15 protein-coding genes and 1 tRNA gene are annotated in these 16,401 nt (G+C 34.1%); all 16 read right to left on the bottom strand.

The annotated features are described in order from the left end of the window. Positions 1–14: 14 nt before the first annotated feature. A tRNA-Met gene (locus N3D17_01525) sits at positions 15–86 on the bottom strand. 36 nt (positions 87–122) lie between these two features. Next, positions 123–431 carry a cell division protein ZapA gene (locus tag N3D17_01520; GenBank protein MCX8082068.1) on the bottom strand — a complete coding sequence of 103 codons (309 nt, stop codon included), beginning with the start codon at positions 429–431 and terminating at the stop codon, positions 123–125. Then, the gene (gene pheT / locus N3D17_01515) at positions 418–2,415 is read right to left on the bottom strand and encodes a phenylalanine--tRNA ligase subunit beta (protein ID MCX8082067.1); all 1,998 of its coding nucleotides are present in this window, start codon (positions 2,413–2,415) and stop codon (positions 418–420) included. The genes N3D17_01520 and pheT overlap by 14 nt, the downstream gene beginning before the upstream one ends. A 51-nt stretch (positions 2,416–2,466) precedes the next feature. Next, on the bottom strand, positions 2,467–3,492 hold the full coding sequence (gene pheS, locus N3D17_01510; protein ID MCX8082066.1) for a phenylalanine--tRNA ligase subunit alpha: 1,026 nt from the start codon (positions 3,490–3,492) through the stop codon (positions 2,467–2,469). Further along, positions 3,449–4,090 (bottom strand): nicotinate-nucleotide adenylyltransferase, encoded by a 642-nt coding sequence (gene nadD, locus N3D17_01505; protein MCX8082065.1) that lies wholly within the window; start codon positions 4,088–4,090, stop codon positions 3,449–3,451. Before nadD ends, pheS begins: the two co-directional genes overlap by 44 nt. Beyond that, entirely contained in the window at positions 4,065–5,321 is a 1,257-nt protein-coding gene (locus N3D17_01500; GenBank protein MCX8082064.1) for a glutamate-5-semialdehyde dehydrogenase, read from the bottom strand. The genes nadD and N3D17_01500 overlap by 26 nt, the downstream gene beginning before the upstream one ends. Before the next feature lie 21 nt (positions 5,322–5,342). Continuing rightward, positions 5,343–6,146, bottom strand: coding sequence for a glutamate 5-kinase (gene proB, locus N3D17_01495; protein MCX8082063.1), 804 nt, complete (start codon positions 6,144–6,146; stop codon positions 5,343–5,345). Then, the gene (locus N3D17_01490) at positions 6,115–7,023 is read right to left on the bottom strand and encodes a prephenate dehydrogenase (protein MCX8082062.1); all 909 of its coding nucleotides are present in this window, start codon (positions 7,021–7,023) and stop codon (positions 6,115–6,117) included. Before N3D17_01490 ends, proB begins: the two co-directional genes overlap by 32 nt. Continuing rightward, the gene (locus N3D17_01485) at positions 7,004–7,750 is read right to left on the bottom strand and encodes a slipin family protein (GenBank protein MCX8082061.1); all 747 of its coding nucleotides are present in this window, start codon (positions 7,748–7,750) and stop codon (positions 7,004–7,006) included. Before N3D17_01485 ends, N3D17_01490 begins: the two co-directional genes overlap by 20 nt. A 72-nt stretch (positions 7,751–7,822) precedes the next feature. Further along, positions 7,823–9,226, bottom strand: a complete 1,404-nt coding sequence (gene gltA, locus N3D17_01480) for an NADPH-dependent glutamate synthase (protein MCX8082060.1) — start codon at positions 9,224–9,226, stop codon at positions 7,823–7,825. A 2-nt stretch (positions 9,227–9,228) separates the two neighbouring features. Beyond that, on the bottom strand, positions 9,229–10,833 hold the full coding sequence (gene nadB, locus N3D17_01475; protein ID MCX8082059.1) for an L-aspartate oxidase: 1,605 nt from the start codon (positions 10,831–10,833) through the stop codon (positions 9,229–9,231). Between the two features lie 47 nt (positions 10,834–10,880). After that, on the bottom strand, positions 10,881–11,375 hold the full coding sequence (gene def / locus N3D17_01470; protein ID MCX8082058.1) for a peptide deformylase: 495 nt from the start codon (positions 11,373–11,375) through the stop codon (positions 10,881–10,883). Position 11,376: 1 nt separating this feature from the next. Continuing rightward, positions 11,377–12,666 (bottom strand): phosphomethylpyrimidine synthase ThiC, encoded by a 1,290-nt coding sequence (gene thiC / locus N3D17_01465; protein ID MCX8082057.1) that lies wholly within the window; start codon positions 12,664–12,666, stop codon positions 11,377–11,379. 11 nt (positions 12,667–12,677) lie between these two features. Beyond that, positions 12,678–14,333, bottom strand: coding sequence for a dihydroxy-acid dehydratase (gene ilvD / locus N3D17_01460; GenBank protein MCX8082056.1), 1,656 nt, complete (start codon positions 14,331–14,333; stop codon positions 12,678–12,680). 9 nt (positions 14,334–14,342) lie between these two features. Continuing rightward, complete coding sequence (gene pfkA / locus N3D17_01455) at positions 14,343–15,308, bottom strand: 6-phosphofructokinase (GenBank protein MCX8082055.1); 966 nt, start codon at positions 15,306–15,308, stop codon at positions 14,343–14,345. A gap of 12 nt (positions 15,309–15,320) precedes the next feature. Next, positions 15,321–16,292: a class II fructose-1,6-bisphosphate aldolase gene (locus N3D17_01450; GenBank protein ID MCX8082054.1), complete on the bottom strand. Its 972-nt coding sequence runs from the start codon at positions 16,290–16,292 to the stop codon at positions 15,321–15,323. Between the last annotated feature and the right edge of the window lie 109 nt (positions 16,293–16,401).

Genomic DNA, 16,401 nt, shown 5'->3' with positions numbered 1-16,401 from the left:
TAACACCTTTATAGTTGCGGGGGACCGATTTGAACGGTCGACCTCCAGGTTATGGGCCTGGCGAGCTACCACTGCTCCACCCCGCAATTATTTATTCTATATAACATCTCAGAATTCAAATTTTATAATACCTTCCTAAATCTGTCAAGATTTTTTATATTCTCTTTAATTTTTTCTTCAATCAGGGAAATTTTTTTACTTATACTTTCCAGTTTGTTCTTTCCCTTTTGAATCTGTTTTTCTTTGTCAATTATCTCTTTTTTTAATTCAATTACATACAGAACAAGAATATCTATTTTATCTAATGTTGGATATTCAGAAGAGAGGTCCTTTAATCGTTTCACAATTTCGCTATGCATCTTTATAATCTCTTCAGATGCAATATCTGACTGTATCTTATATTTTTTGCCGAGAATTTCAAGTTTCTCCACCTGCACCTCTCAATTGTCCCTTAAGTTTCAAAGAGATATTCTCTATAATTTTTCTTGAAAAATTCACAATGTCTTCATTTGCCAGTGTTTCTGTGGCAGACCTGAAAAACACAGAGAAACTTATGCTTATACTATCTTTTGACATATTGTTATCTCTATATAAATCAAAAAATTCTATTTTTTCAACTGGGAGGTTTAAAGATAATATGGTATTTTCTATTTCTTTCCATTCTATATCTTTATGGAAGATAAATGAAAAGTCCCTACGTGAAGAAGGATATCTGGCTGGCTCTTTGAAAAAAGTTTTGAAACATACCTTTCCCATTATACTTTCTAAATTTATTTCACCACCATATACTTCATTTTTAAGGTCAAATTTATCCCTGAGTTTGTCTGAAAGAATGAAGAGATTTCCTATGGATATACCATCAAGATAGATTTCAAGATTGTTTTCTATTGAGAACAATCCCTCTTCTCTTTTAAATTCTATATTATTTATATGAAGTTTGTTTAAAAACTTTTCCAATTTTCCCTTAAGGGTGAAGAAATCTCCTGAATTTACACTTATAAAAGCAATTCTGAGCTCTTCTTTGAAAGAAGACTCTTTCTTGTAATATATTTTACCTATTTCAAAAAGATTGAAACTTTCTGCTCCATGATAGATATTAAATTTTATTGTTTCAAGCATTTCAGGTATCAAACTTGTCCGTAGAAATTTAAGGTTTGAAGATATGGGATTTTCTATTTCTACAGGTGTTACTTTTTCACTCAACTCAATATTCTCTTTAGATGTAAGTCCCATATGGATTACCTCTGTGAAGCCCAGATGTATACATATATCCCGTATCTTTTCTAATTTTTCTATTTCAGGGGAGGAAGATGTTGCTTGTATAGAAGCATAAGGAATACGAGAGGGAAATGTTTCAAACCGTTTGTATTTAATAACGTCTTCAATTATATCAATGTCTTCTTTGATATCGTTTCTGAAAGAAGGGGGATTTACAACGAAAAATTTTTTATCTTTCTTATATTTGAAACCGAGAGAAGTCAACAAATCAATAACGAAGTTTTCTTCAATTTCAATTCCAGCAAGTTTATTCATTTTTTCCATATCAAACTTTATATCTGGTAATGAAATTTTTTTATCACTGGATTCGGATAGAGGACCTATATTACCTTTACATATCTTTTTTATAAGAAAGGTAGCCCTTGACATTCCCATCTTGCAAATATCTTTTGATATACCTCTTTCAAATCTTGCTGATGCTTCTGTAATAAGTCCCATTCTTTTACTCCCCCTTCTCACAACTACTGGACTGAAAAGTGCACTTTCTATCAGGATATTTTTTGTGTTAATATTAACCTCAGAATTTTGTCCACCCATTATTCCTGCAATAGCAATGACTTTGTGTGAATCTGCTATTACAAGAATATTCTCATCTAAAGTTCTTTTTTTACCATCAATTGTAACTAAATATTCGTCCTTTCTGGCTCTCCTTATCTCTATATTTCCCTCTATTTTATCAAGGTCAAATATATGCAGTGGCTGTCCTGTTTCTGCCATTACATAATTTGATATATCAACCACATTAAAACAGGTTCTATATCCAAGTTTTTCTATTTTATCTTTTAAGGTTTTATCTGTTTGTTTTACAGAAACGTTCTCTATGACACGACAGGAATAATAGAAACAATCATTTTCACTTTCAATTTTCACAGGTATACTTTTTTTAGAGGTCTCTTCAAATATTGAATGAGGTATTTTAATAGAACTATCAGTAAATGGCACGATTTCTCTCGCTATACCAATTAAACTTAGTAGATCACCTCTGTTGGCTGGAGTTTCAAGTTCAAAGATAACGTCGTCTTCACTTCGTTCTATTTCCAGAGGGTTTAAACCGAGAATCTCCAGATAATAAATTAATTTATCTGGAGAGATTTCTCCATCAATATATTCACTTATTAATTTGTAAGAGTATCTCATACCTACTCCAAGATTAGATAATTACACAGATTCATATAGTATTTGTCAATATCAGTCGAACTGTTTCAAAACCCGTAAGTCGTTTTGGAAAAAATATCTTATGTCAGTTATACCAAATTTTATTATTGCTAAGCGTTCAATTCCCATTCCAAAGGCAAAACCGGTGAATTCATCGGTGTTATAACCAACATTTCTGAATACCTGAGGATGAACCATTCCACATCCGAGTATTTCTATATAACCAGCATTATGACATGTTGAACATCCATTTCCTTTACATATATTACAGGATATACTTACCTCAGCACTCGGTTCTGTAAAGGGGAAAAAGGAAGGAGTAAATTTTACTTTTACATCACTTCCAAACATCTCCGTTATAAAATGGGTTAAAATACCCTTAAGATGGGTAAAGTTTATATTTCTATCAACCATCAGTCCTTCTATCTGATGAAATACAGGGCTGTGTGTAGCGTCAATATCGTCTCTTCTGAAGCATTTACCTATAGCAATAACTCTAAAAGGAGGCTGGGTTTTTTCCATAACTCGTATCTGTACAGGACTTGTATGTGTTCTTAAAAGAATTTTTTCTTTTTCATTAATATAGAAAGTATCCCATACATCCTTTGATGGATGTTCCGCAGGAATGTTTAGTGCTTCAAAATTATAATAGTCAGTTTCAATTTCAGGTCCTGTGACGACTCCAAATCCCATCTTTATAAATATCTCAGTTATTTCTCTGGATATAATAGTGATTGGATGTAAAGAACCTGTTTCAGGTATTTTTCCAGGGAAGGAAAGATTAATTTTACTTTTTTTTACCGTGTGTGTGTTAATCTTTTTTTCTTCATAGACATTATTGAGTTTATTTTTTAAGTTATTTATCAACATTCCTGCTTCTTTCTTACTTTCATAACCAATCTGTGGAAGTAGAGCGAAAAGATTATTAATTATTCCTTTTCTTCCGAGATAAGTTATCTTCCATCTTTCAAGTTCGTCATCTTCTCTGATAGTAGTCAGTTCCCTTTCGGCTTTTTCATTTACCTCTTTTATTTTCTCTCTTAATTCTTCTATTTTCATAGAGTTTATGGCTCCTTATATACTTAATTACGTTCTCTGGAACTAAATATTTTACACTCTCATTTTTAACAAGGCAATACCTTATATATGAAGAGGAAATATCAATTAGAGGAGAATGGATAAATTTATACTTCAGATAGGGTATTTTTAGAATTTTTTTTCTTTTCTCTTTTCGTGGGGCAACGAGGAAAATAACATTTTTTACGAGGTCTCTGTATCTATACCATGTTGTTAATTCGTAAAAAATATCTTCCCCTGTGATAAAGAAAATTTCTGTGTCAGGATTTTTTGATTTCAAATATAAAATAGTATTGTATGTATACGAAGGTCCATTTTTTCGTATTTCTATATCATCTACATCAAAAAATTTATTATTTTCTAAAGCAATTTTTATCATTTCAAGTCGGTGCTGGGCAGGTGTAAATGTTTTCCTTTTATGAGGTGGTATACCAGCAGGAATAAAAATTATTTTTTCTAAAGAAAATTCCTCTCTCGCTTTCTCTGCAATGATCAGATGTCCTATATGTATTGGGTCAAAAGACCCTCCTAATATTCCTATTCTTTTGTGTTTTTTACTGTCGGATTTGCCCATTACCATAAATGAGATATTTATAGGTAGTAAGTTCTACCAGTCCCATAGGACCACGTGCATGGATTTTGTCAGTACTTATACCTATCTCTGCTCCCATGCCAAATTCTCCTCCATCAGTAAATCTGGTAGAAGCATTGTGGAAGAGTGCAGCTGCATCTACTTCTTTAAAAAATTTATCTACTGCCGCTTTATTGTTTGTAATGATTGCTTCTGAATGCATTGTTCCATATGTATTTATATGGTTTATTGCTTCATCAAGTGATTCCACTATTTTAATAGAGATTATCAAATCAAGATATTCTGTAGACCAATCTTCTTCTGTTGCTTTACGTATATCTGGTAAAATTTCTAATGTTTTTTCACATCCTCTCATTTCTACTTTCGCTTCACTGAACATCTTTGCCATTAAAGGAAGGAAAGAAGGAGCGATATCTTTATGTACTAATAACGTCTCCATTGCATTACAGGTTGCAGGTCTCTGGACTTTTGCATTGTAACATACTTTCAGAGCCATATTTATTTCTACGTCCTTATCTACATAGATATGACATACACCTTTATAATGTTTGATTACAGGTATAGTACTTTCTTCAACAACAGTCCTAATAAGAGATTCTCCACCTCTCGGGATAATTAAATCAATATATTTATTAAGAGAGAGCAGCAATTTTACTGCTCTTCTTCCACCTGTACTTATAAGATGAACCATATCTTCGGAAAGACCTGTTTCTATTAAACTTTTTTTCATTAATGATACTAAAATTTTATTAGAATATCTTGCTTCCTTTCCACCTTTTAAAATAACGCAGTTTCCTGATTTCAAACATAATATACCTGCTTCAATAGTAACATCCGGTCTTGATTCATATATAATTCCTATAACTCCTATAGGTGTTCTTATCTTTTCTATTTTCAATCCATTTGGTCTTGTTGTTTTAGATATTTTTTCTCCTACAGGGTCTGGTAGATTTCTAACTACTTCTATTCCTTTAAGAATTTTAGAGATTCTTTCTTCCGTCAGGGTAAGTCGGTCAATAAAAGCGGAAGAATATTTATTTTTTAAAGCGTTTTCTACATCTTTACTATTGGCAGATAGTATCTTTTTCTGATTCCTGGAAATGTTTATAGATAATGTATCAAGAAACTTATTTTTTTGTGCAGATGTATAGTTTAATGCATTAAATGAGGAATATTTAGCTTTTTTTACTTTTTCAAGCGTCTCTTCTTTCCATCCCATATTTACCCTTTCCATTTTTTATTAATTACGTCTAGCAATAAAAAACGTCCCTATTTTTTCTCCTTTGAATGCCTTTTTTATACTCCACAACTTCTTTCCATTTAATATAATACAGTAAATGCCTTTTTCTGTAACATACTTTGCCGCTGTAACTTTACTTTTCATCCCTCCTGTTCCATATCCTGATGGGTTGCTGTTTTTTACTAATTTTTCTGCCATAGAAATGTTAGTAATCAGATCTATAACTTTACTGTTGGATTTTTCTTTTGGGTCAAAAGAGCTTAAACCATCAACATCGGTTATTATCATGAGCATATCTGCTGATATAAGGTCAGCGACATATGCAGAAAGGATATCATTATCTCCAACTTTTATTTCATCAACAGCCACACTATCATTCTCGTTGATAATGGGAACAGCGTTCAGTTTGAGTAGGTTTTGTATTGTTTCCCTGGCATTGTTTTTTCTCACAGGTACAGTAAAGACATCCCGCGTAAGTAAAATCTGCCCTACATTTATTCCCTCTTCCCTGAATAATCTGTCGTATATCCTCATTAACCTACTCTGTCCTACGCTTGCAGCTGCCTGAAGTTTAGAAATCTCTTTTGGCCTTTTTCTCCATCCGAGAATCTGCATACCTGCTCCTATTGCACCGGATGTTACGATTATTACCTTCACTTTCTTATTTTTTATAAGATAGCATATCTGCTCAACAAGGTGTTCAATGATAGATAAATCAAGACGGTTATTTGATGAGGTTAAGACATTTGTTCCTATTTTTATAACTATCTTTTTAATTCCTCTGAATATTTTGTCTCTTTCCATCCAATTCATCCCTAACTTTTTTAAAACTTAAAAGTTTCTCTGTCAGTTTTTGTATATCGTCTTTTTTTAGAATATCTACCATTTCAGATAAGTTATTCTCAAATATAGAGATATAGTTTAAAATATTTTCTTTATTAGCAATAAATATCTCCGCCCATAGTTCTGGAGAACTCTTTCCAATTCGTGTAGTATCTAAAAATCCTGTTCCTATACCGGGTAAAAGAGCATCTATGTTTTGCTCATACATAAGTGATAGTAAAAGGTAAACTAAAAAATGAGGTAGATGACTTGTCAGTGCAAGTAATCTGTCATGTTCTTCTGGAGAAAGTATTATTGTTTGTGAACCAACAGCAGTCCAGAATTTTTTAACCCTTAAAATATTTTCTTCTTTTGTATAATCTGAAGGAGTTATAATAACAAATTTATTTTCAAATAAATTTTCCTGTACAGCAGATATTCCACTTCTATCAGAACCAGCGATGGGATGAGAACCAACAAAATTTGAGTTTTTACCTAAAATTTCAAGGGCATCTTTTACTATCTTGTTTTTTACACTTGCAACATCTGTAATCAGAATGTCAGGATTAATTCTTTTTATTTTTAAGAAGTAGTCCTTAATGACATTTATTGGTGTGGATATTATCAGGAAGTCAACATTTTTTATTCCTTCCTCAAAATCCACAAAATACTCATCTATTAATCCATCTACTTTTGCCTTTTCAAGAGTTGAGTATTTTCTACTGAATCCAATAACTTTTTCCGCAATTTTTCTTTTTTTTATCTCCAGTGCTAAAGAACCCCCAATTAGACCAAGTCCCACAATACCAATAGTTTTAAAGTCAGTCATAATAATCCGGTTATTTTTTATTGCTTTCAAAGAATTTCAACAGTTCTACAGGAAGAGGGAAAATTATAGTTGAGTTTTTCTCTGCAGCAATTTCGCTTGCTGTCTGCATAAATCTTAACTGTATGGCTATCGGTTCAGAAGCGAGAACTTTTGCCGCTTCCATAAGTTTTTGAGATGCCTGATATTCCCCTTCTGCATTGATAATCCTTGCGCGTCTATCTCTTTCAACCTCTGCCTGTCTTGCCATAGAACGTTTCATTGTTTCAGGTAATTCCACTTCCTTTATTTCAACGATACTGACCTTTATACCCCATGGGTCTGTCTGTTCATCTATTATCTGCTGAAGTTGTTGATTGACTGTGTTTCTTTCGGATAGTATCTGGTCTAATTCAAATTGTCCTGCAATTCCTCTCAGTGTTGTTTGTGCTAATTGCATTGTAGCAAGATGATAATTTTCTACAGTTACAACCGCTTTTGCAGGGTCCATTACTCTGAACCATACAACAGCATTGATTTTTATGGGGACGTTATCTTTTGTCATTACTTCCTGAGGGGTTACATCAAATGTTACAGTTCTTAAACTTACCTTTACCATTTTTTCTACAATGGGAATAATAAAGAAAAGTCCTGGTCCACGTGCACCCATCAACCGGCCGAGGCGAAATATAACACCTCTTTCATATTCATTTACTATCTTTATAGCATTTACTAAAAAAATAAAAACCACAAATCCTATTATTAAAACTCCACCTGTCATAAAACCTCCTTTAGAGGAGAATCCTCTTTTTTTTATTAAACCCTATTGTTACTTCTATGTCAACATTCTTTATTATTTTTTTTCACGATTTTCAAGATATTTTATTATACTCTGTGCTGCTTTTCTCCCCATGCCCATAGCGCTTATAACAGTAGCAGCTCCTGTAGCAATATCTCCACCGGCAAAAATACCAGGAATGTTTGTTTCGCCTGTTGCTTCATTTACAATAATATTTCCTTTTTTGCCTGTTTTTATTTGTTTATATGTTGAAGGTATCAATGGACTGGGATTCTGTCCTATAGCAACAATGACAGAGTCAAGATTTATAATTTCTTCTGTGCCTTCAATAGGGATAGGACTCCGTCGGCCACTTTCATCTGGTTCTCCCAATTTATTATGGATTACTTTTATTCCTTTCACATATCCATTTTCATCTCCTATTATTTCAAGTGGCTGAACAAGAAAAATAAATTTTATTCCTTCCTCCATTGCATGTTCAATCTCCTCTTTTCTTGCAGGCATTTCTTTTTCTGTTCTTCTGTAAAGGACAATAACTTCTTTTGCCCCTAGTCTTAAGGCAGATCTTGCAGCATCCATTGCGACATTTCCACCACCTATAACAGCAACTGTTTTACCTATAGATACCGGTGTATCATATTCAGGGAAGAGATATCCCTTCATAAGATTTACTCTTGTCAGAAATTCATTTGCTGAATATACCCGTAAAAAATTTTCCCCCGGAATACCCATAAATGAAGGAAGTCCAGCACCTGTCCCAATAAAAATTGCTTCATAACCACTGTTGAAAAGGTCATCTATAGTAACTGTTTTTCCTACAATGACATCTGTTTTTATTTCCACTCCTAATTTTTTAACAATATCTATCTCTTTTTTAACGATTTCTTTTGGCAATCGGAACTCAGGGATTCCATATGTCAAAACACCTCCCGGAGTATGTAGTGCTTCAAATATAGTTACTTTTACTCCACATTTTGCGAGTTCAACAGCACATGTAAGTCCTGCTGGACCTGAGCCGATAATAGCTACTTTTCTATTTTGGATGTTCTTGCTGGTAATTATAGAACAGTTAAAATTCTGTTCTCCTTTATCAGCAATGTATCGTTCAAGTTTACCTATTGCTATTGGTTGCCCTTTTTTTGCAAGTGTACAGAGTATTTCACACTGTGTTTCCTGCGGACATACCCTTCCACATATTGCAGGTAGAAGATTTGTTCTGTATATTATCTCAAGTGCTTCCTGAAATTTCTTCTCGCTTATATTTTTTATAAAACCCGGTATATCTATTTCTACTGGACAGCCCTTTATACAGGGTGCTTTTTTACATTGAAGGCATCTACTTGCTTCAGCAATCGCCTGTTCCTCTGTATATCCAAGTGCAACCTCATTGAAATTTTTTATACGTTTCTCAACTGGTTGTTTGGTATCTTTAACTCTTTCTAATTGTTTCTGTTTCATTTTTAAACCTCTTCGTATCTAACACCTTTTTTACTTATGATTATATGTTTTTTCCAGTGTTTATTATCCTGCTCTGGATAGTCCTTTCTGAAATGTGCCCCTCTACTTTCTTTTCTTAAAAGAGATACTTTAGTAATTAACATAGAGAGTATGAGCATGTTAAGTGTCTCAAATCCTGTAGTATCTGAAAATTCTTTTAAGAAAGCATATCTCATCCAATCAGTAATTTTATCTTCTGCATTTTTGAGAGAAGTTTCTTCTCTTTCAATACCTACATTGCGCCACATCAAACTTCTTATAGACCTTTTAAGGTCTTCCCTATCAATGTATATATCAGCTTTTTGAGGGAATAAATATTTTCGCTTAAATGTATGAGATTTAATTCTTGATCTTTCCAAGGCACTTTTACCTGCTCTCGTACCAAATACAAGTCCTTCAAGTAATGAATTGCTCGCAAGACGATTTGCACCATGAACTCCTGTACAGGCAGTTTCTCCACAGGCATAAAGGTTTTCAATAGAGGTTTTTCCCCATATATCTGTTTTTATTCCTCCCATAAAATAATGAGCGGAGGGTCTAACAGGTATGGGGTTTTTTTGAATATCAATACCATAATCTTTACAAAAATTATAGATAGAAGGAAAACGTTTTTTAAGATTATAGTTTATATTTTTCAGGTCAAGATATACACAGTTTGAACCGGTTAGTTTCATCTGGTCTATAATTGCTCTGGTTACTATATCACGTGGAGCAAGTTCTCTCATAGGATGATAATTAGACATAAACCTTTCACCTTTTGAATTTATCAGAATACCACCTTCACCCCTGATACTTTCAGATATAAGGAAGCGTGGAGCTCCTGCCTGATAAAAGGTTGTTGGATGAAACTGATAAAATTCAAGGTCCATAAGTTCTGCTCCACAACGATATGCAATAGCGATACCATCACCTGTAATAACGGTAGGATTAGTAGTCTCCTGAAATATATTACCTGCACCACCTGTAGCAAGTATAAATGCTTTTGCTTTAATAATAAACACTTTTTTCCTTTTTTCATCATATACAAGAGCGGCTTCCACTTTATTCTCATCAGAGATAAGGTCTATAAGAAAATGAGAGTGAAGAATTTTTATATTTTTTTCAACGGATACTTTTTTGTATAAGAATTCTGCAATTGCTTTACCAGTTCCATCACCATTTATATGTAAAATCCTACGGCAGGAATGTCCACCTTCTCTCGTAAAGTGATAATCATTACCCTCTTTATCAAATGTGAGTCCAGAAGAGATGATTTCGTTTATGCTTTTTATCCCTTCTTTGACAAGGATATCCACTGCTTCTTCATTTGAAAGTCCACAGCCTGTATTGAGAGTATCTTTCTTATGTTGTTCAGGAGAATCCCATGGTGCTATTGCACCAGCAATGCCACCTTGTGCATTATAAGTACAGGTTTCTGAAAGTCCATCTTTGTAAAGAATAAGTGTTTTGAAATTTTTTAGTTCAAGAGAAGCAATCAATCCTGCTATACCACCACCTACAACAAGAAAATCCACTTCTTCTAACTGCAACTTCTCCGTATCAAAAGAGATAAAAAAATCAGGTATCATAATGTTTTATAGATTATAAGATTATTGTAAGATATATTTTTAATCTTTTAATCTGATTTAAGCAATTTATCTAATTTTTCCTGCCAGAGTTTTTTTTCTTCTATGTTGACATAATCAATAATTAACTTTCCATTCAGATGGTCTATTTCATGCTGAAAACATCTTGCTAAGAGTCCTTCTGTCTCAATAAAAAATTCTTTCCCTTTCTCGTTCAATGCTTTTAGTTTTATCTTTTTCGCCCGTGGTATTGAAAAATATATTTCAGGAAAACTTAAACATCCTTCTATATCAATTTCCTTTTCTTCTGAAATACATACTATTTCAGGATTTATAGCAGTTATTATTTTATTGGTTTCTTTATCAAAAGCAATAAATATTCTTTTTGAAATACCTATCTGAGGAGCAGCGAGACCAAGTCCCTGTACTTTTTGAAGTGTTTTTTTCATACTTTCTATTAATTTAATAGTTTGTTCATCTATATTTTTAACTTTTTCTGCCATTTTCCTTAAGATATCTTCTCCGTATACTCTGATTCTTCTCATTTTAACAGGTGGTAATAATCTTCACTCCGAGATACTTTTCTACTGTTTTAATAGCACAATATTTGCCACACATAGTACATACATCTTTTTCTGTCGTTTTGTATCTCCTATGAATTCTATCAAACTTAACAGGGTCTATAGAAAGTTTCCTTTCTTCCTGCCAGTTTCTCTGTGTTCTTGCGAGTGACATTTTACAGTCCCATTCTACAGAATCCTTTAGTCCTCTTGCTATATCAGCACTGTGTGCCGCAATTTTTGCTGCAATAGTTCCTTCAATTACGTCTTCAACCCCTGGAAGTCCGAGATGTTCACTCGGTGTAACGTAGCATATAAAATCAGCACCATACCACCCTGCAACAGCTGCCCCAATCGCTGATGTTATATGGTCATAGCCTGGGGTAACATCCGTAACCAATGGACCAAGTACATAAAAAGGAGCACCTTTACATACCTTTTTCTGAAGGGTGATATTTGCTGGTATTTCATTGAGTGGAATATGACCAGGTCCTTCTATAATTACTTGAACTCCATTGTCCCATGCTCTCCTTGTTAGCTCCCCGAGGGTTAAGAGTTCATCTATTTGAGAACTGTCAGTTGCATCTACAATACCGCCTGGTCTCATACCATCACCCAAACTTAATATTAAATCGTACTTTCTGGCAATTTCGAGAACTCTATCAAAATGTTCATAGAGGGGATTCTCTTTTTCATTTGCAATCATCCAACTTATAAGAAATGCTCCTCCTCTACTCACCACCATTGTTTTTCTCGGGTTTTTTCTCAGTCGTTCAAGTGTTCTGAAGGTAATCCCACAGTGAAGTGTGGTAAAGGATATTTTATCTTCAGCATGTCTTTCAATAACTTCAAAAAGTTTTTCAGTATCCATTTTAATAAGGGCACCTTTTTCTTCTACGGATTCAATGGCTGCCTGGTAGATAGGAACTGTTCCTATAGGGACAGGACTTCTTTCAACAATAGTACTTCTTATCTTATCAATATCTCCACCTGTGCTAAGGTCCATTACAGTATCAGCTCCATATTTACAGGCAGCTTTTAATTTTTCGATTTCAGAATGTATGTCTACTATATCAGGAGATGTGCCTATGTTAGCATTTATCTTTATTCTGAGAGAATCCCCAATTCCAAGATATGTGTTTCTGTGTTTTAAGATAACAACTTTGCCTTCTGCTACTTTTTCTGCAAGCGTTTCAGGATTTATTCTTTCTCTGCCTGCAACATATCTAACACCTTTGCTGATAATTCCCTTTAATGCCGATTCTCTTTCAAGCATTTTTCCCCCGTTTAATCAAGAATTGCTCCTGTATTTGCAGATTTTACACTTTTTCTGTATCTTGCAAGAACACCTTCAAGTTTTTGTGTTTTCTCTTTCCATGTTTCTTTTCGTTTCTTTAATTCTTCTTTATTTACTTTTAATTCAAGACGTCTATTTTTTATATCTATTTCAATTATATCTCCGTTTTTTACAAGTCCTATAGGTCCTCCAGAAGCAGCTTCAGGACTTATATGTCCTACACAGAGTCCTCTTGAACCACCAGAGAACCGTCCATCAGTAAGGAGTGCAACTTTTTCATCTAATCCTTTACCTGAAATTACAGATGTAATGGAGAGCATTTCTCTCATTCCTGGTCCTCCTCTGGGACCCTCGTATCTTACAATAAGGACACCTTCTTTTACCTTCCCTTTCATAACTGCGTTCATTGCCTCTTCTTCGGAATCATAGACCATTGCTGGTCCTGAAAATTTCATTGCTTTTTCTGAAACTGCTGATTGTTTAATTACTGCTCCTTCGGGAGCAAGAGTACCTTTTAAAATTGCAATTCCGCCTTCAGATGAATATGGATTTTCAATACTACGTATTACGTCTCTGTTGAATATCTGAGCGTCCTGTACAATTTCTTTTACCGTTTTACCACTTACAGTTAGAAGTTCTGTATTTAAAAGATTATTGGAAGCAAGTTCTTTCATTACAGCAGGTATGCCTCCTGCTGCATCAAGGTCCTGAATATGCTGTTTAGAAGCAGGAGATATTTTACATATATTAGGGATTTTTCTACTTATTTTATCAAAGAGATTTAGAGAAAGGGTAATTCCTGCTTCTTTTGCTATCGCTGGAAGATGCAGTACTGTATTTGTTGATGCTCCTATTGCCATATCCACTGCAATTGCATTTTTAAAAGCATCAAGAGTTGTTATATCTCTTGGCTTTATATCTTTTTTTACTAATTCCATTACTTTCATACCAGCATATTTAGCAAGTCGTATCCTTTTTGATGTTACTGCTGGTATAGTTCCATTTCCTGGAAGAGCAAGCCCAATTGCTTCTGCGAGACAGTTCATAGAGTTTGCAGTGAACATTCCCGAACAACTTCCTGCACCGGGACACGCTATATCTTCTATAATTTTTAATTCTTTTTCATTTATCTCTCCTTTTACAAATCTTCCAATACCTTCAAAAACAGAGATGAGGTCTATTGTTTCTCCTGAAGGGGAAAATCCACAAAGCATAGGACCACCACTTACGAGAAGACCTGGTATATTCACTCTTAAAAGAGCCATCAACATACCTGGGATGATTTTGTCGCAGTTAGCAATCATTACAACTCCATCAAATTGATGTGCCTGAAGCATAATCTCAACAGAATCAGCGATTATTTCTCTTGAGACCAAACTGTATTTCATCCCTGTATGGCCCATTGCTATTCCATCACATACACCTATAGTAGAAAATTCAACGGGAGTTCCTCCTGCCATCCTTATACCTGCTTTTACAGATTCTGCTATTTTGTTAAGATGGATATGTCCTGGAACAATTTCATTGGCAGAGTTAGCAACTGCAATTATAGGTTTTTCTATTTCTTCATCAGTTAACCCTATTGCTTTTAAAAGTGAACGATGTGGTGTTCTCTCAAGACCTTTTTTTATGTTATCACTTCGCATATTTCCCCCCTATATTGCCATTCTGTTTATTATTTCTAAATATGCTTCTGAAATGGGTTTCTGCGTAGAGATTATTTCTTTTAGTGGAACATACACTATCTCATTCCCTTTAATTCCAATCATATACGGATATTTTTTTTGCATTAAAAGATTCACTGCTGATACTCCAAATCTTGTAGCGAGTGTACGGGTAAGATATGTTGGGGTACCACCTCTCTGGATATATCCCAATACAGAATATCTTATTTCTCTTTCAGGGAGTGCTTTTTTTAAATAAGCAGTTAATTCTTCTGCCTTACCCGCTCCTTCAGCAAGGACAATAATAGAACTTTCTTTTCCCTTTTCTTCCTGTTCCTTGAGAAGACGAACTACTTTTTCATAAGGTATTTTAATTTCCGGTACCAATACTATTTCAGCGCCGCAAGCAAGTGCAACTTCAAGTGCAAGATTCCCTTTTTCTTTTCCCATTACCTCAACTACAAATGTTCTATTATGACTTGTGGCGGTATCTCTTATATTATCAATAGCAGAGACAGCAGTATTGACTGCAGTATCAAAACCAATGGTATAGTCAGTCCCGAAAATATCATTGTCTATAGAGGCAGGGATAAGAACAACAGGGAAATTAAAATCCATAGATAAATAATATGCTCCTTTGGAAGAGCCATCTCCCCCTATTACTACAAGTCCTTCAATACCTTCAACCTGTAAATGTTCATAACAAATTTTTCTAATCTCATATTCTCTGAACTCAGGAAATCTTATTGTTTTTAGAAAAGTCCCTGCTTTATTTATAATACCACTTACACTTCTTGAAGTAAGTTTTATAAAGTTTTTTTCGTACAGTCCCTTAAACCCTTTTTCAATACCTACGATTTCAAGATTATAACTTAATGCTGTTCTTACTACTGCTCTTATAGCAGCGTTCATTCCAGGAGCATCCCCCCCTGTAGTAAGAACCCCTATCTTTTCCATTTTTAGTTATGTTTATCCTCTGCCAGCACTGCCGAGGAGTTTACATTTTTCAATATACATCTTTTTCAATTCTTCTCTCGCAGGACCAAGATATTTTCTCGGGTCAAATTCTTTAGGATTTTCAGCAAGATATTTTCTTATCATTGCTGTCATTACTAATCGTCCATCAGAATCAATGTTTACCTTACAGACATTCATTGAAACCGCTTTTTTTATTTGTTCTTCTGGAACACCTGCTGTGTTTTCCAGTTTTCCACCATATTTATTAATTATTTCTATGTATTCAGGCAATACAGAAGATGCACCATGTAGTACTATAGGAAATCCAGGAAGTCGTCTCGCACATTCTTCAAGAATATCAAATCTTAATGGTGGGATTGATTCTCCCGGTTTTACTTTGAATTTATATGCACCATGTGAAGTACCAATGGAGATGGCTAAACTATCTACTCCTGTTCTTGTTACAAAGTCCTCAACAACTTCTGGGTCTGTATAATGACTTACTTCAGAAGAGACATGTTCTTCTATACCTGCAAGTACGCCTAATTCTCCTTCAACAGTTACATCTCTTTCATGGGCATATTCAACTACTTTCTTAGTAACTGCAACATTCTCTTCATAAGGAAGTGCAGAGCCATCTATCATAACATTTGAAAAACCGTAATCAATACAACTTTTACATATTTCAAAAGAATCTCCATGGTCTAAATTTAAGGCAATGGGTATATTACTTCCCATTTCTCGTGCCATAGCAATTGCTCCAGGAACCATATACCTTAAAAGTGTCTGGTTTGCATATTGCCTTGCACCTTTAGAAATCTGGAGTATCACAGGTGAATTACATTCAGCACAGGCAGTAATAATTGCCTGTAGTTGCTCCATATTATTGAAATTATACCCAGGAATGGCATAACCACCTGCTAATGCTTTTTTAAATAGTTCTCTTGTATTGACAAGCCCCAGTTCTTTATAACTTACTGCCATTTTTTAACCTCCTTTTCTTTTTAATAGTTTCAATTTTAATTGAAAAGTTTTATTATAATTTTTTTTCCTCCTGGCGTCAATTGAAAAACAATAAAAATTGTAAAATGTA

The organism is bacterium (genome assembly GCA_026414725.1).
Classification (GTDB): domain Bacteria; phylum Ratteibacteria; class UBA8468; order B48-G9; family JAFGKM01; genus JAAYXZ01.
The sequence above is the reverse complement of the archived record's forward strand: the minus strand, read 5'-3'. Positions and strand labels throughout refer to the sequence as shown.